The 22,178-nt window shown below is 60.2% G+C and carries 15 protein-coding genes; 9 read left to right on the forward strand and 6 right to left on the reverse strand.

Going from position 1 to position 22,178, the window contains the following annotated elements; all coding sequences use genetic code 11:
• Positions 1–17: 17 nt before the first annotated feature.
• From ACTQ48_RS01350 to ACTQ48_RS01365, 4 genes are all read left to right on the forward strand, one after another.
• Positions 18–434, forward strand: a complete 417-nt coding sequence (locus ACTQ48_RS01350; RefSeq protein ID WP_154515830.1) for a hypothetical protein — start codon at positions 18–20, stop codon at positions 432–434.
• Between the two features lie 8 nt (positions 435–442).
• Positions 443–2,206, forward strand: coding sequence for an ABC1 kinase family protein (locus tag ACTQ48_RS01355; protein WP_441569928.1), 1,764 nt, complete (start codon positions 443–445; stop codon positions 2,204–2,206).
• Positions 2,207–2,873: 667 nt separating this feature from the next.
• Entirely contained in the window at positions 2,874–8,678 is a 5,805-nt protein-coding gene (locus tag ACTQ48_RS01360; protein ID WP_441569929.1) for an InlB B-repeat-containing protein, read from the forward strand.
• Between the two features lie 9 nt (positions 8,679–8,687).
• Complete coding sequence (locus tag ACTQ48_RS01365) at positions 8,688–9,578, forward strand: DUF4430 domain-containing protein (protein WP_441569930.1); 891 nt, start codon at positions 8,688–8,690, stop codon at positions 9,576–9,578.
• Positions 9,579–10,162: 584 nt separating this feature from the next.
• Here the strand turns inward: ACTQ48_RS01365 and ACTQ48_RS01370 are convergent.
• From ACTQ48_RS01370 to ACTQ48_RS01380, 3 genes are all read right to left on the reverse strand, one after another.
• Positions 10,163–10,570, reverse strand: a complete 408-nt coding sequence (locus ACTQ48_RS01370; RefSeq protein WP_370450581.1) for a GtrA family protein — start codon at positions 10,568–10,570, stop codon at positions 10,163–10,165.
• A 219-nt stretch (positions 10,571–10,789) separates the two neighbouring features.
• Positions 10,790–11,185, reverse strand: coding sequence for a GtrA family protein (locus tag ACTQ48_RS01375; RefSeq protein ID WP_427719820.1), 396 nt, complete (start codon positions 11,183–11,185; stop codon positions 10,790–10,792).
• 78 nt (positions 11,186–11,263) lie between these two features.
• Positions 11,264–13,180 carry a fructose-1,6-bisphosphatase gene (locus tag ACTQ48_RS01380; RefSeq protein ID WP_441569931.1) on the reverse strand — a complete coding sequence of 639 codons (1,917 nt, stop codon included), beginning with the start codon at positions 13,178–13,180 and terminating at the stop codon, positions 11,264–11,266.
• A gap of 318 nt (positions 13,181–13,498) precedes the next feature.
• Between ACTQ48_RS01380 and ACTQ48_RS01385 the strand changes: the two genes are divergently transcribed.
• Positions 13,499–14,389 carry a DegV family protein gene (locus ACTQ48_RS01385; RefSeq protein ID WP_441559512.1) on the forward strand — a complete coding sequence of 297 codons (891 nt, stop codon included), beginning with the start codon at positions 13,499–13,501 and terminating at the stop codon, positions 14,387–14,389.
• 107 nt (positions 14,390–14,496) lie between these two features.
• On the opposite strand, the gene ACTQ48_RS01390 is transcribed toward ACTQ48_RS01385, so the two are convergent.
• Positions 14,497–15,588, reverse strand: a complete 1,092-nt coding sequence (locus ACTQ48_RS01390) for a hypothetical protein (RefSeq protein WP_427728970.1) — start codon at positions 15,586–15,588, stop codon at positions 14,497–14,499.
• 191 nt (positions 15,589–15,779) lie between these two features.
• On the opposite strand from ACTQ48_RS01390, the gene ACTQ48_RS01395 reads away from it, so the two are divergent.
• A complete protein-coding gene (locus ACTQ48_RS01395; RefSeq protein WP_441014875.1) occupies positions 15,780–15,950 on the forward strand; it encodes a hypothetical protein in 171 nt (56 codons plus the stop codon).
• A 21-nt stretch (positions 15,951–15,971) separates the two neighbouring features.
• Here ACTQ48_RS01395 and ACTQ48_RS01400 read toward each other — a convergent pair whose 3' ends face one another.
• Together ACTQ48_RS01400 and ACTQ48_RS01405 are read right to left on the reverse strand one after the other, a co-directional pair.
• Positions 15,972–17,075, reverse strand: a complete 1,104-nt coding sequence (locus tag ACTQ48_RS01400; protein ID WP_441569932.1) for an RsmB/NOP family class I SAM-dependent RNA methyltransferase — start codon at positions 17,073–17,075, stop codon at positions 15,972–15,974.
• A gap of 151 nt (positions 17,076–17,226) precedes the next feature.
• On the reverse strand, positions 17,227–19,377 hold the full coding sequence (locus tag ACTQ48_RS01405) for a methionine--tRNA ligase (RefSeq protein WP_441569933.1): 2,151 nt from the start codon (positions 19,375–19,377) through the stop codon (positions 17,227–17,229).
• Between the two features lie 132 nt (positions 19,378–19,509).
• On the opposite strand from ACTQ48_RS01405, the gene ACTQ48_RS01410 reads away from it, so the two are divergent.
• The 3 genes from ACTQ48_RS01410 (at position 19,510) to queA (ending at position 22,066) form a co-directional block, all read left to right on the forward strand.
• Positions 19,510–20,079, forward strand: a complete 570-nt coding sequence (locus ACTQ48_RS01410) for a DUF3267 domain-containing protein (RefSeq protein ID WP_441545493.1) — start codon at positions 19,510–19,512, stop codon at positions 20,077–20,079.
• A 129-nt stretch (positions 20,080–20,208) separates the two neighbouring features.
• Positions 20,209–20,784 (forward strand): epoxyqueuosine reductase QueH, encoded by a 576-nt coding sequence (locus ACTQ48_RS01415; RefSeq protein WP_441064239.1) that lies wholly within the window; start codon positions 20,209–20,211, stop codon positions 20,782–20,784.
• A gap of 70 nt (positions 20,785–20,854) precedes the next feature.
• Complete coding sequence (queA, locus tag ACTQ48_RS01420; protein WP_441569934.1) at positions 20,855–22,066, forward strand: tRNA preQ1(34) S-adenosylmethionine ribosyltransferase-isomerase QueA; 1,212 nt, start codon at positions 20,855–20,857, stop codon at positions 22,064–22,066.
• Positions 22,067–22,178: the final 112 nt, after the last annotated feature.

The following is a 22,178-nucleotide window of genomic DNA, read 5'->3' on the forward strand; positions in this document are numbered from 1 at the left end:
CACGATTGGAGCCAACCATGGTTATGAAATTCGATCAGCTTGTTAACGGTGCCATCAACGTGGGCTTCGGCGCCGCCGCCGTTGCCGTCGAGGGCGGCAAGAAGGTCCTCGACGACCTCAATGCCAAGGGCGAGCAGGTGCGCAAGGACGCCGGCACTCCCGATATCGCCCGCAGCGTGTCCGACATGTTCGAGCAGGCCGGCGGTACCATCTCCGACCTGACCGAGCGCCTGGGCATGCAGGGCGAGACTGCGGCCCAGCGCGTGCTCGACGAGCTCATCCTCGCCCGCGTGCGCGTCATGACCGCCCCCGAGCGCACGGCCTTTTTGGCCCATGTGCGCGACATCGTCGATTCGGTCGAGGACAACGTGACCTCGGTGCCCGTCGAGTCCGTTGAGCCCGACGATGCAGAGGACGCCGAAGAGGCCGAGTAGCAGCGCAGATGGCAGATTCCACCACCGATTACAACAATCAAGATCCCTTGGGTGACGAGGCGGCGGTTGTCGACGAGGTCGAGGCCGCCGTCTCGGGCGCTCGCAAGAAGCCGCGCGCTGTCGATATGGTCCCTGAGGAGCCCGACGCGATGGCGCCGGACGAGGAATACCAGCTCACGCCGGCAGGTCGTCGTGAGCGCATTGGGCAGATCGTTCGCCTGATCAAAAAGTACCGCGTGTGGGACAACCTTACGCCGGTGCGCCTGCGTCGTCTGCTCGAAGAGCTCGGTCCCATGTTCGTTAAGATGGGGCAGATTCTGGCCAACCGCTCCGAGATTTTGCCGCAGCGGTTTTGCGACGAGCTGCGCCGTCTGCGCTCCGACGTAGAGCCGGTGCCGTATGAGGTAGTGCTCCGCTGTTTGGAAGAGGAATACGGCCAGCGCCTGGGGCAGATATTCGACGCGATTGACCCCAACCCGCTCGGTAGCGCGTCGCTCGCGCAGGTGCACCGCGCCCGTCTGGTGACCGGCGAGGACGTGGCCGTTAAGGTGCAGCGCCCCGGCGCGCAGCAGGTGATGGCTCAGGATATCGACATCATTCGCTCGGTGGTACGCATCGTTTCCAAGTTCGTCAACACCGACCAGTTTGTGGACCTGCATGGCGTGGTCGAAGAGCTGTGGACCTCGTTTCGCGAGGAGACCAACTTTTTGGCCGAGGCCAAAAACCTCAACGATTTCTATGACTTCCACAAAAGCGTGCATGGCGTCTCGTGTCCCAAATCCTACTTGGACCTTTGCACCGAACACGTCGTGGTCATGGACTACATTGACGGCATCTCCATTGCCGATCCCGAGCGCCTGGTGGCCGAGGGTTATGACTTGGAAAAGATTGGCGCCGCGATTGTCGAGGATTACTCGACGCAGGTGCTCGACGACGGCTTTTTCCATGCCGACCCGCATGCGGGAAACATCATCCTCAAAGACGGCATCGTCTACTTTATCGACCTTGGCATGGTCGGGCGCATGTCGAGTCACGACCGCGGTATCGTCAAGGACATGATTTTCGCCGTGGCCGAAGGCGACGTTCCCAAGCTCAAGGATTCGCTTATGCGCTTTGCCGTGACGCGCGGCGATTCTGCCGAGCTCGACCATTCGGCCTTTTTGTCCGACTTGGACTTTATCGTCGCCGACTTTGCAGGGCTCGACCTTAAGGACCTGGATATTGGCGAGTTTTTGACCTCGCTGTTAAATCTGGCGCGCAAAAACGACGTTGAGCTGCCGAGCGTGGTGACGATGTTCGCCCGTGGCATGGTGACGCTCGAGGGTCTGCTGACCGAGTACATGCCCAACGTCAATATGATCCAGATCATCCAGGCGCACATCAAAAACGAGAAGAGCACCTATGCGCGCGTCCGCGAAATGGGGCACGATCTTGCCGCGAGCAGCTATCGCGCGGCAAAAGGCTCGCTCGAGGCGGCCGAGTATCTGGGCTTGGCGTCGCGCATGCTCACGCGCGGCCAGCTTAAGGTGAACACGCAGATTATGAGCAGCGATAAGGCGCTGCGACAGCTGGGTGGAATTATCGACCGCATGTCGATGGCAATTGTGATCGCCGGCCTGTTTATCGGCTCGTCGGTGGTGTACTACGCGCGCATCGAGCCGGTTGTGTTCGGTATTCCGGTCATTGGCTTTATGGGCTACGTGAGTGCGCTGGTGCTGGCGCTGATGCTGGGCCGCGAGATCTGGCGTAACAGTCACGGCGGCAAGCGTTAATGGCCCCTGGGGGACGGAGGAAAACGGATCATTTTGCCTTGCGTCGCGCCGGCGTGGGCTGGTCCGAACAAAACTATGCCGGTTTACGGGGCTGGAGCGCCGAACCTCGAGCATACCGAAATTCGCGCTTTTAAAACCGCAGGTAGATGAGTCGTTGGTTTTCGAAAATGGCAGATATGGTTGCGAAGTGCTGAATTAGCCCCGTAAACCGGCATAGTTTTGAAACGGGCTGTTCTTGCAAGGTCCGATGACAGTCCTTCCTATTGCAAACCATAGCTTTTACCTTGGGCTTTGCCTGTGTGCGGGGCCCTTTTGCGTGCTACCATATCGACAGTAATAATCGATGGCCTAGATGGTGGTGCGGAGACGCACGAATGCGCGGGTTTCCTGCGCGTTTGGGAGAATCGGGGTGCAAGTCCCCGGCTGTACCAGTAACCGTAATTCCTCTTGGCCCGGGATGGCCGCGTCGCAGATCGGACGGCGCGCCCGGGTCGGTAAGGTTAAGTCGGATCGCCTCCCATCTTGTACGCGGCCGCGGCGCATGCCGCCGGTACGCGTTGGGCTCTGGAGGGAAGGGGGGACCCCGATGGGGGTACTCGAGCGCAATGTGCGCGATGACGTGGGGCAGCCGCTGGGCAATGTTCCAAGTTTAGACAATAGGAGACAAATGGATATGTTTGAGGACGAGTGCCAGCGCGCCTCGTGGCGTCGTCATGGAGCGATTGCCCGCGGCATAGCCAAGCGCGGTCTGGTGGCGTTCCTGGCTTTTGCCATGGCTTTTGGCACCACGCCGGCGCAACTTTGGGCCGAGGGCGCCGAGGGCATCGCCGAGGCCGTGACGCAGACTGCGGAGACGAAGTCGGCGGAGGAGCAGGCTGCCGGCGAGGGTGACGCCGATGCTGCCGGTACGGATGCCGCCGCGTCTTCCGGTACCGTTGCGACCTCCGAGCAGTCGAGCGCACCGCAGCCGAGTGCTGTCCAGAGCGCAGCGGGGAGCAGCGCCGTCGCGGTGCAGAGCGATGACGCACTTACGATTTTCTCTCTAACGTTCGAGAACCTATCGACCGGCGAGCAGTCTTATGCCGGTTACACTACGTCGGATACGATTTTGGTCCATGCCTTTCAAAAAGTTAATGGGGCTAGGACCGAAATTGATTCATCCGATCTCAGTTATCAGTGGCAAGAGGGTCCTAAACAGAGCAGGAAAGACTCGGATTACACCGCTATTCCCGGCGCTACTGAGCAGACCCTAAAGCTTGCCGAGTATGCCGGTAAGTCTGTCCGTTGCGTGGTGACACCTAAAGCGGGTGGCGACTCATATGCTAATCTCGGGACGACTCTGGTCACCGCCGCCGATAGCGTCAGTGTTTCGAGCGTCACCCTCGATAAGAGCGGTAAGGTTTACGCCGGAGATGTGATTTCTGCAACGGCGAAGTCGGGTACAACGGACGTCTCCGCGGACTCTCGCGTTTCCTGGCAGTGGTACTACGGCGACTCGAGTTCCGTTAGCGCTTGCACCAATAAAATCACTGGGGCAACGAGTCGTACTTTTACGGTTACGGCTGACCTGTTTGGCAAATACCTCGTTGCCAAAGCTACGAGCGCTTCTGGCGAGACTACTCCTTACGTTGCCGTTGGTCCTGTTTCGGAGGCTGGCGCGGTCGAGCTGTACGGCGTTACGGTCGAGGGCGCTTCTTCTACTGGGGCCGTGCATGTGGGCAACGTGCTCACGGCTAAGGCGACCAAGGGCAACTCCTCTACGAGTGTCGGCTCTACCGATACGGTCCATTACCAGTGGCAGTACGCCGACGCCAAGTCGACGTCCGACGCCGCGTTCAAGAATATCGACGGTGCCGCCGACTCTGCCAGCTATACGGTTGCGGCCGATATGGTGGGCAAGTACATCCGCGTGATCGCCACGAGTGAAAACTCCGTTAAGAGCACACAGAAGAAGTACTACGGCAGCACCACCTCGGTTGACCCCGTGGGTCCGGTGACGCTTGCCGGTCAGTACACGCTTAAATCTGTCGAGCCGGCAGAGGCTTCGACGGCTACGCTCAACGTGGGCACGACGCTTACGCCCAAGGTCCGTATCCCCGACTCTTCGAGTTGGTCGGATTCCGCTCTGCCCGATGACGCCAAGCTGACCGTCACCTGGTATGCCAAGGGCGCCGATGACGCTAATTGGACCAAGGTCACCGATAACCTTGACGCCTCCACTGGTGCGCTGACTATCACCGATGCGCTTGTGGGCAAATCCCTCAAGCTCGAGGCCTCGGCGCTCGACAACACCGTTACGTGGACCTCTAGGGACACGGTGCTGCCGGTGGGGGAGTATAACCTGCTGCGCGTCGTGAGCACGCCTCAGCTCCAGAGCAAGTCGACCAACCTTGTCGCGGGCGATAGCGTCTCTGCCGATGTGTACGCTAAGCGCGTCGAGGGCTCGACCACTAACGGCTCGACCACTAACGGCGTTAAGCTTTCTGCCGACAGCGCCGATATCTCTTGGTATGCGGCCGACGATGCGAAGGCTCCGGCGGCCGACTGGACGCTGCTGTCCGATATGTCGGGCGCCGAGGCGACGGTCTCGGCTTCTGCCGCGGGCAAGTATCTGAAGGCTGTCGCCACGAGCGGTAGCTCGACGGTCGAGCTCGTCTCCGCCAACAAGGTTATCGCCGCGGACTCGCTCGAGGCTGCAGTCCAAAAGCTCAACGATGCCAACAAGCAAATCGTTGTTGACTACAGCGCCGAGGGCGGCAACGTCAACGATGTCCTGAAGGCGCAGCTTGCCAATCTGGGATTTACCGACGTTGACGTTAAGGTCTCCGAGGGCGGCGTGCTCTTTAAGGTAGAGGATGCCAAGGCCACGGTCGGTATCTCCGACGCCCAGGATAAGACCAACGGCGATGTGACGTTCTTCTACATCGATCCTAACGATTACACCGGCAGCTATATCGATGGTCTGCGCGGTGCCGAAGTGACGTTCGTGCTGTCGCGTAATGGCGAGACCGTGCGCTACAAGCCCAACAAGACGGTGCAGGTTGCTTGGGACGAGGCTAAGCTGCAAGACCTTCTTGACAGTGCTGCCGAATCCCTGCAGATTGGCTACGCGGCGGGCGAGTCCGCCGATGGCGTGACCCAAAATGTCACGCTTCCGCACAAGGCGGGTTCCGCAAAGAAATTCTCTGTTGAATGGACAAGCTCCGACACCGAGCGCCTGTCTGTTTCTGGTGTTAGCTGGGAAGATAAGACGGGTACGGTCTCGCGCGCATCGAGCGACCGAGACGTGACGCTGACCGCCAAGGTTACGGTTACGAATGGCGACATCAAGCTTGCCGGATCGCACGACTTCACGGTGACCGTCAAGGGCGACCCCGATAAGGTTGCATCCGACAAGGCCGACCTGCAGGCAAAGGTCGATGCGGCCTTTACCTACGACAATATCAAGTACTACGGCACCAAAACGGTTGCCGACAAGGACGGCCTAACCGCCGACCTGCAAATGCCACAGCCCAAGAACCTTGGCGTCGACGGCAAGTATTACAAGGTCGAGTACTCCGCCAGCACCGATGACATCACGTTTAACGGTTACAAGGGTACGGTCTATCAGCCGCTGCCTGGCGCCGAGGCAGCGAAGACCAAAGTCACCCTTACGGTGACCGATAAGTCCAACGCCGAAGTCACGGCAAGCAGGACCCTCGACTTTGCGATTTCTCCGCAGAATCAGGACGAGCTCAATGCCGAGTTGTTCCACCTGAGCCTTGCGAAGTCTTCGTTCTACTTGGGTATTCTTGATGGCCAAAATGCCTCCAGCGTGACGGGCAACCTGCATGCACCGCTTAAGGTGTATGGCCAGGGATATGCGGTTAATTGGTGCTATTCCACCGAAGAGGCTTCGGGACATTACGGCTTCGTGTTTAGTGAGCTCCCCGGTGGCACGGAGAACACCTATCGTTTGCTCAAGTCGAGCAAACCGAGGGTTATCGCGCATGAGAACCTTATCCTCACTCAGCCCGAATACAACACGAAAGTCACGATTAGCGGCCGTCTGAAGAGCGAGCGTTTTGCCCGTTATGCCGAGCGCTATCCCGACAACTCGGACTACGCGGTGCTTGCCGGCTTGGATGTTTCTGCGACGGTAAACGTCAAGGGAACGACGGGGCTCGACAACCCGAACGAGGGCAAGACCATTACGGTGACGGCCAAGGTCACGGGCGTCTCCGCAAGTGATGCCGACGGCAACTACACCGAGCAATCGGTGGTGCCCTTGACCGAGCTTACGCTTCCCGCCGACGATGACACGACGGCCGAGTCGGTACTCGAGCAGCTTATGACGGCTGCCGGTTGTACGAACCTTGTGGCAAACGCCTTGGGTCTTACGAGTGCGACGATGCCCGATGGCCGCGTGCTGGGCACAACGAGCGCCGCGCCGTACAGCTTCTGGTCGTTTTACGTAAACAATGGGTTTGCGAACTTCGGCGCCTCGAGCTATTGCCTTAAGAACGGCGATTGCGTCGAGTTCCGTTACGTTAAGGGCGATGGCATACAGAAGCCTTCGTCGGCGCCTGCCACCAATCCTGGGGCTGAGCATCCCGATGTCGATACGGCATGGAATGGCTTTGCGAACGGTGGCTCGGGATCCGCAACGGATGCCCTTACGCCTACGACAAAGACCGATACGCCTTCCTGGGCGCTCAACCTTTTAACCGAAGAGCAGCAGAAGGCAGGCGCAAGCGCCTCTGCGTCTGACCCCATTGTCGCGAACGGAAAGGTGTACCTTGTCACGGGCGCTTCGGTGTGGGGCGGAAAGACGTGGAATGCCGTTCTGAATGAGATCGACCCCGAGACGGGTTCCGTCGTACGCTCGCTTGAGCTTGGCTCTTCCTTGGATAGCACCTGCCGTCCCGTTATTGCGCAGGGCATCATTCTGATTCCGCTTTCCGGTGGCTATCTGCAGGCTGTTTCGGCGAAAACGTTTGAGACGCTTTGGTATTCCGATGCGTTTACGAAGCAGAACCTGTCTTCGTTGACCGTTGACGGCGACTACGTCTATATCAACACCCTTGATTATTGGTCTGCCAATGGCAATGACGTGCAAAACGGTACGGTCAGGCGCATCAATATTCACACGGGCGCCATCGCCGGTAGCGCCTCCGTCGCTGACGGAGGTTACTACTGGTCTGGCGGCCTGATGGTAAATGGCTACTACGTTGTCGGCAGCGACTTCGGCCAGGTGCGCGTGTATTCCGCCGATCTGTCGAAGCTTGTCGCCTCGTTTAAGCTATCTGGTGGCAATATCCGCTCGGCGCTTACCGTCCACGATGGCTATGTATACGCCGTTACGCGCGATGATGGCACGTTGCACAAGCTGACTATTGGTTCGGATGGCTCTATTACCGAGGCCGGGAAGGTGCAGTTTGCCCCATACTCGACTTCAACGCCCGTGTTTAGCGGCAAATATGCCTTTATTTGCGGTGCGACTGCGAACAATTGGACGGCTAAGGGCCTGCTTTCGATCATCGACCTTTCCGATATGAGCGTGAAGCAGATTACGAAAGCCGATGGCGAAGAGCTCGGCTTTGAATCGAAGAGCACGCCGCTCGTCTCGACGCGTGATGGCGAGACGTACGTGTACTTCACCCTGAACGGCGCCAAGGGTAACTGGCCTAATTACACGAGCGGCGGCGGCGTGTACATGTACAGGCTGGGCGATGCCGAGGCGACCGAAGTGTTTGTTCCCGGTTCTGGTTATGCAAACTACTGCATGGCGTCGGTTGTCTGCGACGAGTTCGGTAACCTTTACTACACGAACGACTCAGGTCACTTGTTCTGTGTGAAGTCCCAGGCCCATCGCGTTAAGTTTGATTCTCGGGGCGGCTCTGCGACTGGCGATCAGACGCCTGCTTCTGGCTCGACCGTCACCAAGCCTGCCGATCCGACGCGCGAGGGCTACACCTTCGCTGGTTGGTATACCGACGAGGCTTGTACAGAGGCGTATGACTTTAGCGCTGCGGTGACGGCCGATATGACGCTCTACGCTAAGTGGACCAAGAATGCCGTTACCCCTGGCGGCAACGGTGACTCTGGCTCCAACGGCGGCAATGGCGGCTCGGGTAATGCCGGTGCTGGTTCTGGCTCCGGTAACGGCACAAACGGCCAGCAGACTGGCGGTGCTGTTGCTCCGGGCCAGAAGCCGGTATCCACCACGACCAAGACCGAGACCAAGGACGGCAAGGATTCCAAGAAGGATTCCGACAAGTCCGACAAGAAGGACAGCAAGAAGTCTGACAAGAAGTCCGGCAAGTCCAGCTCCAAGTCCGATACGGGATCGGCTGCCACGACTACCACCAGGAAGTCCGCCGAGGCTCTGGCACAGGAGTCTGGCTTCAACCCGCTCGCCATTGTCGGCGTAGCGGCCGGCGTGATCGGGCTTGCGGTCATTGGCGTGTTCGTGTTTACCAAGCGCCGGTAGGTGAGAGCTGTGTCCAATAAACCTCAGGATGCCGACTCCAAGCAACCCGACTCGTCGTTCATTCAGCTCGACGATGCTAAGCAAAAGGGCGCCGCCTCGGCGGCGTCCGCCCCTCGGCGCAAGGCGCTGCTTGGCTCTCTGACGGCCGTCTGCATCGCGCTGATTGTCGTCTCGCTGGGCTTTGTTCACCCTTCTGCCAGCGGCGCCTGGTCCATCGATTGGATCGCTCGGGCCGTGGCAGGGAGGAGCGTTGCCGACTCTGGCTCTATCGTCTCTCGCAAGACGGAGACAGCGGGCTCCTCGTCTTCTGACGCTGTGGACTCTGAGTCCAAGGACTCGAATGAATCGGATTCCAAGGACGCTTCCGAGTCTTCGGACGAGAAGTCAGACAAGGATTCGAAAGAGAAGAAGTCCGAAGGCAAGGGCGGCAAGAAGTCCAACAACGCGTCTGCCGGACAGGGCTCCGAATCCGCTGGTGAATCGAGTTCTTCAAACGGCTCCTCTTCGGGCGGCGGCTCGGTGTCTGGCGGTGGGTCTGTATCCAACGGCGACAACGCCTCTGCTGGCAATCAGGGCGGCTCGCAGCAGCCTGGCTACATTACTGTGACGGTCTCAGTGACGTCGAGTGCCGTGGGTAACCCGGTGTCTTCTGGCGGTACGTTCACCTTCAACGAGGGCGCTACGGCCTACGATGCTTTGTGTGCACTGGGCCTTTCCGTCAATGCGCACGGCTCATCGTACGGCACGTATGTCGCCGCTATCGGCGGCCTGGCCGAGAAGGAGCACGGTGGTACAAGCGGCTGGATGTACTCTGTCAACGGCGTAACGCCCAACACGGCTTGCAGCAACTACGTTCTCTCCAACGGTGACAGCGTCGTCTGGTATTACGTAACGGGCTAAATGCCTCGACATAACATGCCAAACGGGCGGTTCGGACAAACATCCGAGCCGCCCGTTTTTATGCGAATGGGACGTCGTTTCCCAATCGAGGCTCAACCGGAAATTGCATCCCACCCTGAAGGTGAATTCCGGGACGCAATTTCCGCATTAGCATCCATTGGGAAAGCGTATCTCGTTCTAGCCATCGATAACGGGATGCGCTTTCCGTTTCGGCGTCCGCGGGAAACTGCGTCCCGGAATCCACGCTCAGACCGGGATACGGTTTCCCGATGGGGCGGGTTTCGGAAAGCGTGTCCCGCTCTGGGGGCTCATTCCGGGATGGATTTTCCGCATGGGGGCTCATCTGGAAACTGCGTCCCGTTCTGTTGGCTGATTCCGGGACACAGTTTCCGCTAGGACGGCGTTGCGGAAGCTGCATCCCATTCTGAGGCTGCAATCTGGGATACACTTTCCGGAACGGCGTTCATGGGGAAACTGCGTCCCATTCATGCACCGTAGCCCGCCTTCCTCGGCAGACTCTGCAAACAAAAACCGGTTGGAACGAGAATTCCAACCGGCTGCGAAGCGAGATTATGTTGGGCCGTCTACGACCGTGCGCCTTCGAGGAAAAAGCGACGGCTAAAGTAGTTGTACCAGGTGACCAGGAACGTGGCGATGGCCTTCATGGCCTGGTAGCCGATGCTCAAAAACGTGACGCCCACAAACATGTACAGGTCGTTGAGGCCCAGACCGATCACCGACAGGATGGTAAAGATCGTGAACTCGCGCTTACGGCTCATGCCCTCGCGATGGTCGAACACGTACTTCATGCTGAGCCAGTAGTTAACCACGACGGACGTGGTAAACGAGACCGTCGTGCTCATCAAAAAGTCGAGGTGAAACAGCTCGACGAGCGCAATAAGCATGCCCCAGTCGACGCCAAAGGAGATAAGACCTACGACAGCGAACTTGAGGAACTGCTTGGTATGAGGTTGTGCCAGCGCGTTGCGCACGTAATCACATCCAATGCGTTGATGAATCGAGCAACGAGATACTTTAGAGCTTTTGCATGGCAAACGTAAGGTCTTTGGCAAGAACTATACGAACTCGCCAAATATTCAAGTGGAAATCCGCAAACGTTGCAAATCTACCCGTAAACGAGCAAGGCCCAGGCAACGCTACGCTTGACGCGCGTCATCCGCAGGTCCCCGTAGTGCAACGAGGAGGCCGACCTATTTGGCCTGCTCGCCCTCTAGGAAGATCTTTCGCGTTACAAAGTTGTAGACCATGACGAGCGCGGTAGCGCAAATCTTGGCGATATTGGCCTCGAGGCCCAGGCCGGCGTTGAGGGCAAGCACGATGCCGTCGTTGAGCGCCAGGCCAATAACGGATAGCACGACAAAGATGATGAACTCGCGGCGGCGGCTCATGCCCTCCTTGTGTGCAAACACGTACTTCATGCTCGCGACGTAGTTAAAGATGAGCGAGACGATAAAACCGCTGGTGTTGGCGATCAAGATGTTGAGGCCCAGGCCGTAGTGGAGCAGATTCATGATTCCAAAGTCGATGACGGTGGCAACGACGCCGACGACGCCAAACTTTATGATCTGCGCAAGGAGCTTTTGCATGGTACCTGCCTTAGGGTGGCGCCGGGGCGCCGCGGGGATGACAAACCCAGCAAGTTTAACCAATCCCCGCAGGCGGGGCTAGGCTCGCTCCTCGATAGCACCGTTTCTATATGCATCGAGGAGCTGGCGCAGGTCTTGGATCTGACTGCGAATCTTGACGCCGGTATCGGTGTCGCTCACCATGCGGCGCCGGTCGGCCTCGTCAAAGCGGTTGGTCTCGCTCTCGATATCGATGTTGCGGGTGAGCGCCTCGGCAACGCTGGTAAAGGCCTGGTGCGACTTAAGGCGGCATCCGCGCGAGCTCGAGATGAGCGTGTAACCGGCGATGCCCGTTTTGGGGTGGTAGGCGCGACAGAAACCGCCGTCGATGACCAGCAACTTTCCGTTGGCGCGGATGGGCTGCTCGCCCTTGGTGGTCTTGACGGGCGTATGGCCGTTGATGATATGGCCCGTCGGCGAGCAAGCCATGGGGGCGACGCCAAACTCCCGCATGATGTCGTCGCAAACGGACGAGGACGTGGTGAGCGTGTAGTACGGGTCCATCGGCTCGACCCACGTGCTCTTGTCGGCAATGTAGGCGCGCTCGAAGGTGCGCACCACGCGTCCGCTGGCGGGTGAGTTAAAGCCGATCCACAGGTACCACATCCAGTCGAGGGCATCGCGGTCGCCGACGCGCCAGGCGCGACGGGCGATATAGTCGCAAAAATCAAAATAATCGCGGCCGGCGTGCCAGGTACCCAGGCAGTTCATGCTGCTAAAGGTGCCGTCTTCGTTGAGCGGTACGCAGCCGTGGAACAGCAGATTGCCGTTGGCGACCTTATACATGGAGCCGTGGGTATAGAGGAAATCGATGTGGCGATGCAGATGATCGGCGGTGACAAACTCGGACACGAGCTTGTCGATGATGTGCTGCTCCTCGGGCGTGAGCGTGTAGGGGTCTGCCGGATCGACGGTGGGGAAGTCGTTGGTCGTGAGCGGCCACACGCTGCCGTCGGCGAGGGTGACCGTGCCGGTGTTGTGATCGACCTTGTCGAGCAGAAGACGGTCGGCCATGTCGAACTCGGGGTGGCGCTGGATAATCTGGCCCTCGAGCTTAAAGAGCAGAACGTTGATGGCTTTGATGAGCGGGCTGATGGGCTCGCCGGCGGTATAGGTAGCGTTGGCAAAGGCGACAAGCTCGCGCAGCGAGATGCCGTAGTCGTTCTCGAGAATCTCGTAGTTGTCGTAGCGCAGGTTGTTGCGTAGCACCGTGGCGATGCAGGCAGGCTCGCCGGCAGCGGCGCCCATCCACAACAGATCGTGGTTGCCCCACTGAATATCGAGCGAATGATAGGTGAGCAGGCGGTCCATAATCTTGGCCGCGCCGCCGCCGCGGTCGAAGATGTCGCCCACCAAGTGCAGGTGGTCGACGGCGAGGCGCTTGATGAGCGAGGCGAGCGACTCGATAAAGTCGTCGGCGCTGGCGGTCTCCAAGATGGATTCGATAATACGCTCGTGATAACGCACGCGGTAGTTGTTCTCGTCCGGATGCGTGTGCAGCAGCTCGTCGATGATGTAGGCGTAATCGCGCGGGATGGCCTTACGTACCTTGGAGCGGGTGTAGCGGCTCGAAAGCGAGCGGGCAACCACAATGAGCTGGTTGAGCATGGTCTTGTACCAGGTGGGCGAGTCCTCGTGCCGGCTGCGGACCAGATCGATCTTCTCGCGCGGGTAGTAGATGAGCGTGCACAGCTCGCCCTTTTCGTTAAAGGAGAGCGTGTCGCCAAAGATTTCGTCGACATGCTCGCGCACGACGCCCGAGCAGTTGTTGAGGATGTGCATAAAAGCTTCGTACTCGCCATGCACATCGCTCATAAAATGCTCGGTGCCCTTGGGCAGGTTGAGGATGGCCGAGAGGTTGATGATCTCGGTGAATGCGGATTGCTCGGTGGGGAACTGTCTCGACAGCAGGCGCAGATACTTGAAGTCTTGCGGATTGCGATCGAATGCGACCATGAAACACCTTCCGATGTGGTTGGTAAAACTGATAAACAGCGTCAAACGTTTATCAGTATGCGCCGCTTTTCTTTCAATTGGGGTTAGGAGATTGAATTGTTGGCCGAACGGTTTGCTAAATCGATTTAGTCAAGGTAGATATGGCGGTTGAGTGGAGACATGGGGTCATTTTTGCAGGCGCATACCTCCGGGATCGCTAGAGATGATGGCGGTAAAGATGTTCACTACCTTTGGTTCAATTTGGTAAATAACGGACATTTGTACCGTATTCACGCATGCTGTGCGATAATTTGCGCAGCAATGAGTAAGGAGCCTCATATGAGTGATTTTGTCCTGACCTGTGAATCCGCCGCCGATCGAACCCGTGAGTTCTTTGCGTCGCGCAATATTCCTGTCGTGTGCTTTCATTACGAGATCGACGATGTTGTCTATACGGATGATCTGTATCAGTCGATTACGCCGGACGAGTTTTTTGCCCAGATTGCCGCGGGCGCCATGCCCAAGACGTCTCAGGTGAGCGTGGGTGAGTACGAGGAGTTTTGGGAGCCGTTTGTTGCCGAGGGTAAAGACGTGCTGCACCTGACGTTGTCGTCGGGTATTTCGGGCACGTATGGATCGGCCTGCGTTGCGGCGCAGATGCTCGCGGATCGCTATCCCCAGGGCGGCAAGGTGCGCGTCATCGATTCGCTGGCGGCGTCTTCGGGCCTTGGCCTGCTGGCGGAATGTGCCGCCGACGTTCGCGATGGCGGCGCTTCGCTCGACGAGACGGCCGCTTGGATTGAGGAGCATAAACTCAACCTGCACCACTGGTTCTTCTCGACCGATCTGTCGAGCTACCTGCGCGGCGGTCGCATTTCGGCCGCGAGCGCGATCATCGGCACGGCGCTCAAGATTTGCCCGCTTATGACGGTCGATTGCGAAGGTGAGCTGGCGCCGCGTGAGAAGATTCGCACCAAGAAGCGTGCGATTTCCGAGATGGCTAAGACCATGATGGCACACGTGCAGGGCGGTGCGGATTATTCGGGTAAGTGCATCATGTCGCACTCGGCGTGTCGCGAGGATGCTGAGGCAGTTGCGGCGCTGATCGAGGAACAGGTTCCGCAGCTTAAAGGCAAGATTGAGATTAATGACATCGGTGCTCTGATTGGCTCGCATACCGGACCTGGTACGGTGGCGCTCTTCTTTATGGGCGACAAGCGCGTGGACTAACGTTTGTGGGCTGGCTGACGGTTTTAACGGCTACGCCTGTCCTCCTGACATTTGATAACAGAAAAAGGCCCGTCCCGTTGTTTGCGGGGCGGGCCTTGCTGTTGCGGCTAGCGTTTCTTTCCGCGGAAGAAGAAACCGTGTAGCGAGGGCTTGAGTCCGCGGTTGGCGCGACGCTCCTCGATATGATCGTGGATCGAGGCGACGCGCTCGATGACCTCGTCGGGAATCGGCACGTCGGGATTCATGTTCTCGACCTGGCTGACCTCGGCGGCGGCGACCTGGTCGATAATGGGCACATCGTCGCGCGAGATGACAGGCGTGGCGTCTTCCTTCATCTTGCGGTAGCGCTCCATCATGTCGGTTTGCAGCTGCTGGGCCGAAGGCGGCGTCCAGATGATAGCGTTGGCGCCGGCGGCGATGGTTTCGCGGATGCTCTCGGGCGTCTTGCCACCCGGTGCGATGAGCGGCAGGCTGGGATAGTGCTCTCGCAGCTCGCGTAGGACCTGGGGTGTGTTTTTGCCGGCGGCGATGTTGAGGATCTTGGCCCCGGCGCGCACCTTGGCGTGGGCATCGTCATCGCAGCGAACGACCGTGGCGATGACGGGGATGTCGGCGATGTTGGTGATGTGCTCGACCATCTCGGCGGTAGCGGGGGAGTTGACCACGCAGCCCGCCGCGCCTTGCATCTCGGAGACGGCCGCCATCTGCACGGAGCGCTTACCGGTGGTGGTACCGCCGCCAACGCCCACAAAGACCGGGCACTCGGCAACAGTCAGCAGCGCCTGCGTAATGGCGGGCTGCGGCGTGAAGGGGTAGACGGCAAACACGGCGTCGGCATTGGAGTTGCGGATGACCGCCACGTCGGTGGTGTAGATGAGCGATTTGATGCGGCGTCCAAAGAGCGTAAAGCCGCTGGCCTCCTCGATCTCATCGGGCATGCGGAGGGCCGCCTTGCGCAGGCGCCCGTCGATGGGCAGCGGCTCCATGGGCAAGAGGCCGCTGGGGGTTACGGCCACCTGGGGCTCGGTAAATTCGTCCGCAAGCTCAACCTCTGAGAAATCGACCGAGGCGACGATGTCCTCGTGAACCTCGGCGGGAACATCGATGGGGGCTTGGTCGTTCGTCGCGGCGGGCGTGTCGAAGGAGCTGGTGGCGACAAAAGCGTCAACACGCTCGTTCAAATCGTTGAGAGAATCCATTGCGGTCCGTTTCTATAATGTGCGGTCGGCAGCGTGCGACCGGCGCTACGTTGCTAAAACGTTTGACGAGTTGATTTTTCCCCGCCGCGCTATCCGTTAGACCGAAGGGCCGGCGAACGTGAAGGAGCTGTGGTGGCGGGAATCGAGGTGCTATCTTGGATGTCCCGTATACAAAAGAGAGGTGACGCGGTATGGAAATCTCGACATTATTGGGCTCGATTGGCCTATGCGTGGGCGCAATCGTAGCCGCCGCGGTCATCTACTTTGTGGTTACGGCCATTAAGGGCAAAAGAGCCGAGCGCAAGGAACGCGAGGCACTTAAGCAGCACCGTGACCAGCAGGACAAGCGCGTACGGAGATAGCTTGTTGAGTTGGTCCGTGCGCTAGCTGCGTTTTCGGATCAGAGCGATGTAGAAGCCCTCAAAGTCGCGGCTGGGCGGGATGGTCAGCGTGCCGGGCATGCCGTTGGCGACGGTCGAGACGTGGCCGGTGGCGATGGCCTCGGTGAGGGCGTTGCTCTCGACGCGTGGCTCTTCGCCAGCTTCCTGGGCGCGACGCGTTTCACTTTCGCTCGGCGTGCCGTCGAGGGGAATGAGCTCGCAGTCCATGTGTTTGTCGAGGGCCTCTTGCAGGGCGTCCTCGTTTTCCTGCGGCAAGATCGAACAAGTGGAATAGACGAGCGTGCCGCCCGGCTTGAGGGCGCCCATGGCGCGGTCCAGAAGCGCGCGCTGCGAGCGGGCGCACTTGCAGAGCAGCTGCTCGGTCAGGCCGCGCAGGCTTTTCTCGTTGCCGCTGATGACGGTGCCCGTGCCGGTGCAGGGGGCGTCGAGCAGGATGCGGTCAAAGCGAAAGAACTCGTCAAGCTCGCGTGCGTCGATGCGCATGACGGGCACGTTTTTGGCGCCCTGGCGGCCCAGGTTGGCCTCGAGCTTTTCGGCGCGGGGAATGCTCATCTCGCAGGCGGTGAGGTGCGCCTGTCCCTGGGTGAGGGCGGCGATCTGCGTCGTCTTGCCGCCGGGGGCCGCGCACATGTCCAGGATATCCTCGCCGGCCTGAGCGCCCAGCACCAAAGGAGGCATCATGGACGACAGGCTCTGCAGATAGATTTTGCCGTTGCGGTAGATGTCGAGATCCCACAGATCGGATACCTGGGCCTCGGGCAGGATGAAAGCGTCCGGGTACCAGGCAACGGTTTGGTGGGCGATGCCGGCTGCGTCGAGCGCGGCGGCGATGTCCTCGGCGGTTGCCTTGAGCGTGTTGGCGCGCAGCGTGACCGGGCGCGTGGCAGCGGCGCCAAAGCCTTCGATTATGAGCTCGGCATCGGCAGGCGCATAGGCGCCGGCGACCGTGTCGACCATAAAGCGCGGCAGGTCGGCGGCGGAGTGTTGGGCGGCAAGCTGGTCGGAAAGCTCGGTAGCGGCAAACTGCCTAAGCTTGAGCTCGGGCTTAACCTGCTTTTTCTGCTTACGACGACGCGGCTTGGACATCCGTCTTTCCTTCCCATTCCATTAAAAGTAGTCAATTTGGGACGGGGCTATTTTAGCTGCCCGTCCGTTTCGGCAGGCGTTGCAGTTAAATTTGGGACGGGGTAGCTAAAATAGCCCCGTCCCAAATTGACTAGTCTGCCTTGGCGTTTGTCTAGTACTGGCTCTCGTGCTTGCTAAAGAAGTCGAAGCGCGGGGGCAGCGGCTTTACGCGGTGCTCGCCGGGCTTCTCGCCCAGGCTCTCCACAAACTCATCCGTGGAGGCAAAGATGTTGTCCCAGCTAAAGAAGGCGACCGGGTCAACGTCGAAGTACTCGCAGATGAGCTCGCAGCCGGCCGGCACAATACCGTGCATGAGCACGGTCGCCACGCGCAGCTCGGTAAAGGCGTCGACCAGTGCCTGCGTCATTGCGGCGTTTGCCTCGCTACCCTCGAGCTTGTTGGCAGCCTTGGAGGCGTCGCTCCAGCGCTTGTTGGCGGCACGCAGGTAGTCGTCGCACACGGCGAGCGCGCGGTGCGTCTCGAACTTGTACATGGCCTGCTCAAAGGCGAGAGCTGCCTGCTGGGCGGCTTCGACCACGGTGGCGGAGGCGGCACCGGCGGGGATGCAGCCGTTGCGGTAGGGGCTCTCGTCGCCCTCCTTGACGGCGACGCCGTAGAAGCAGCTGCGGGCCAGGCGGTTGAACACGCCGGTCAAAAGCGCGCTCTCCTTAAGGGCCGGGTCGATTACGCGCTTGTCGTCGCAGGCGCGCACCTCGTTGCCGTCCTTGTCCTTGCCGGTCACGCGCGTGTCATATGCCTTGGGGCTAAAGCTCACCGGCTTCTCGGACAGGCCGAGCGACAGCCAATGCGCACGCATCTGCTCGCAGGTGTAGTGGTTGAGCAGGTCGTCTGCCGGCGGGGGAGGCGTCTGCGAGGACGAGCTGGCCTTTTTGCCCATGTAGAGCAGGTGATAGCAGGCGCTGACGGTGCTCTGCGTGAGGTTCCAACCCAGGGCCTCCCACATGGCGGTCTGCGCGATGCAGTAGAAGTAGATGTTGTCCTGACCGATAAACTGGTAGATCTGTGCGTCGTCCGAGCACCACCAGTCGCGCCAGTCGAGCGAGCTGTGCTGGTAGGTGGGCGCGGGGACCTGCGTGGAATCGGCGGCGGGCTCGCCCATGAGGGCGGCATCCTGGGCGGCGACGCCCTCGGTCACGCCGGCGGCGCGGGCATCGCGGGCGAGCACGGTGCGGGTGTAGCTGATGGGCGCCCACAGGCTCTCGGGCCAGCACCAGCAGGTGACATCGGTCACGCCATCGACCTGGGGCACCGGAACGCCCCAGTCGATGTTGCCGGTGATGCGGAAGGGCACGAGCGCCTTGCCGCTACGGAAGCGCACGCCGCCGTTGGCGAGCACCGCGTGGGCATCGTCGCGCTCCTTCCAGCTGGGGAAGGTGACGGTAAAGCTGCTCTTGTTGCCCTCGGGCTCCAGCACGGTGTGCTCGGGAAGCTGGTCCTCGACGGCGTCGAAGGCCTCGCGGAACTTGTTCTGGATGTAGAGCTGTGCCGGCAGCAGCCACTCCTCCATGGTCTTGGAGACCACGGAGCGAACCTGCGGGTTCTGGGCGAGCTTGGCGGTGTAGGTCTTCATAAAGTCGAGGTAGGCCGGCAGGTCGAAGTAGAGGTTGTCGACCGGGCGCAGCTCGGGCACCTCGCCGGTGAGCTGGCTCTTGGGCGCGATGAGCTCCTCGGGCTCAAACTGGTGGCCCAGGTCGCACTCGTCGGCATAAGCCTTCTCGGACTTGCAGCCTTGGATGGGGCAGCGGCCGATGACCTGGCGACCGTTGAGGAACGTGCCGGCCTTGGCGTCGTAGAACTGAAGGGTAGAGCGCTTGGAGATGGTGCCCTGCTCGTGCAGGCGCTCGATAATCTCGGCGGTCACCTTGTTGTGAATCTGGGCCGCCGGCTCAAGGCCCGAGCCGCCGTAGATATCGCAGCTGATGTTGTAGTTGTTGAGGGTCGCGGCCTGGCGGGAGTGATTGGACTCGACATACTCGCCGATGGACTTGTCGTAGCCCTCGTTTTCCTTGAGCTTGCGGTAGCTCTCCATGATGGGCGAGCCGTAGCAGTCGGTGCCCGAGGTGAAGATGACGTTCTCGCGGCCCAGGCGGTCGCGCAGGAAGCGGGCGAAGAAGTCGGCCGGGACAAAGACGCCGCCAACGTGGCCAAAGTGAAGACCCTTGTTGCCATAGGGCTCGCCGGCGGTGACGATGGCGCGGCGGGGCCAGCTGGGACGGTCGTTCATGGAGTATTTGGATGCCATGGGACTCCTTCGCATATGGTGAGAGCGTGGCCGGGCGCGGGGCTCGGCGACGCGGTGGTCAATTCGTGCATATCGTTCGACATTATCGCACATGCGGACGGGTACGTGGCAGGGGCGCTATCCTAAGATGCTATGAATGAGATTTCCAACATACATGCGTTTGAAGACGAGGATTTCCTGCACGCTTGCTTTGTGTGGGGGATGGCCGTGCTTGGCGCATTTGCCGTGTGCCTGGTGCCGGTGTTTATGCTGCTGGGTGGGCCCGCGGACTTGGATGCGGCTGACGCGGGTGGCTGGACGGCTGTCTTGGGCTGGATAGTCGGCTTGGCTGCGGTTTCGGCGGCGTCATTTGCCGTGCACGAGTTGGTGCACGGCGTGTTCTTTAAGCTGTTTGCGCCCGCCGGTGCGCACGTGACCTTTGGGGCGAATCTCGAGACGTGCATGATTTACGCCTGCGCCGAGGGCGTGGTGTATTCGCGCCGGCGGTACATGGCAGTTTGTCTGGCGCCGACGGTTGTCGTGACGACAGCGTTTACCCTGGGGTTTGCGTTTTCGGGCTATCCGCTGCTGTGCTACCTGGCAGCCGGCTTGCATTTGTCGGGCTGTGTGGGCGACTGGTATTACGTGCGGACCATTTTGCGCGACCGCCGCATTGTCGCCTGCGAGGACACGTCCTTTGGCGTGCGCTTTTTTGGTCAGTAGTCTTTTTGGGACGGGGCTATTTTGACTACTTTTTGGAGATGGGTATTTTTGACTGCTTTACGTCAAAAGTAGTCAAAATAGCCCCGTCCCAAAAAGACTACCCTGGGCAAAGATTGGGAGGAGATGTCCATGAAGCCGCTACTGCTGCATGCGTGCTGTGCGCCGTGCTCGCTTGAGCCGGTTCGTCTGCTGCGTGAGGAGGGGTTTGAGCCCACGATTTGCTGGACCAACCCCAATATTCAGCCGCGCGATGAATGGCAGCGGCGTTTGGACGAGCTGCGCCGGTGGTGTGCCGATGGCGACATCGAGCTCATCGAGGCGGGGGAGGACCGCGAGCGCTGGGAGGCCGGCGTGGCCCCGCTGGGCGCCGATCGACCCCGTCGCTGTCGCGCGTGCTATGCCCTGCGCCTGGCCGAGGCATGCCGTGTGGCCCAGGAGCGCGGGTTTGAGTTTGTGGGCACGACGCTCGCCGTCTCGCCGTATCAGTTGTTCGACACCTGCAATGACGTGCTTGAGCGCTTGGCGGCGGCACATGGGCTCACCCCGGTGATTCGCGATTTTCGCCCGTATTATCCCGAGGCGACACGCCGTTCGCGCGAGCTGGGTATGTATCGGCAGAATTATTGCGGCTGCCGATTCTCGGCCGTCGAGGCGGCCATGGACCGCGCCCGCATCCGCGACGAGCGCAAAGCGTCCAAAAAGTAGTCCTTTTGGGCTGGCAGCCTGCTAGGATGTAGAGCGGATTTTAGCTATATAAGGAGTATTCGACGTGTCTATGCGTACCGATGATTTTGACTACAACCTTCCTGAGGAACTGATTGCCCAGGCTCCTGCCGAGCCGCGCGACTCCTGCCGCCTGCTGGTGGTTGACCGCAAGGGCTCCCAGGCGGGAACGCCGCTGGAGCATGGCGGCACCGTCGAGCACCGCATCTTCCGCGACATCATCGACTATATCGAGCCGGGCGACGTGCTCGTCATCAACCAGACGCGCGTGATGCCGGCCCGCCTTATCGGTCGCAAGGCCGGCTCGGGCGGCGTGGTCGAAACGCTACTGCTCAAGCGCCGCGAGGACGTGGATCCGCTGGGTCACGTTTGGGAGTGTCTGGTCAAGCCGGGCAAGCGCTTAAAGCCCGGCGCTCAGATTGAGTATCGCGCCGGTGGCGCCCATGCGCCCGAGGGTGCTCCCGTGGTGCTGACGGCCGAGGTCGTCGACTTTGTCACCGATAGCCGCGGCGGCCGCCTGGTGCGTTTTGAGCCAGCCGGTTGCAATGCCGCCGGCGACCCGCGCACGCTCGATGAGGCCATCCATGCTGCCGGCCACGTGCCGCTGCCGCCCTACATTACCGATTACGAGGGCGATCCCGAGAAGTACCAGACCGTCTACGCCATGAAGGAGGAGCACTCAGCTGCCGCTCCCACGGCGGGCCTGCACTTTACTCCCGAGCTCATGGCCGCTATCGAGGCCAAGGGTGCGAAGTTTGCCGCTGTCGAGCTCGAGGTGGGCATCGATACCTTCCGTCTGGTGGAGGAGGACGACCCCACGCAGCACGTGATGCACACCGAGCGCTATCACGTGTCGCAGGAGGTTGTCGACGCCGTGCATAAGGCTAAGGCCGAGGGGCATCGCGTGATTGCTGTCGGTACCACCGCAGTCCGCTCGCTCGAGAGTGCGTTTGACGCGGACGCGCCGGTGTCCGATCCGGCTGTGACGGCGCGCTATTTTGAGGGCCGTAAGGACGGGGCCGACACGCTCGGCCGTGGTGACATCGTGGCGCGCGAGAACGCGACGACGCAGCTCTACCTCATGCCCGGCTCGACCTATCACGTGGTCGACTCGCTGATCACCAACTTCCATGTTCCGCGCTCCACACTCATGATGCTCGTGAGCGCACTTGCCACCCGCGATCAGATCATGGATGCCTATGCCGCCGCTATCGAGCAGCGCTACCGCTTCTTCAGCTTTGGCGACGCCATGCTCATTTGTTAGTTACGCAGTTCTACGAACCGCGTAACGGCTCGACGCTGCGCGGGCCGCATTTGGACAATCTGACGTTCAACTTCAAGGGCGCGACCAGAAGGTCAGCGCCCTTTCGTTTCAC

This window comes from Collinsella sp. Sow4_E3 (assembly GCF_052116285.1).
Lineage (GTDB): Bacteria > Actinomycetota > Coriobacteriia > Coriobacteriales > Coriobacteriaceae > Collinsella.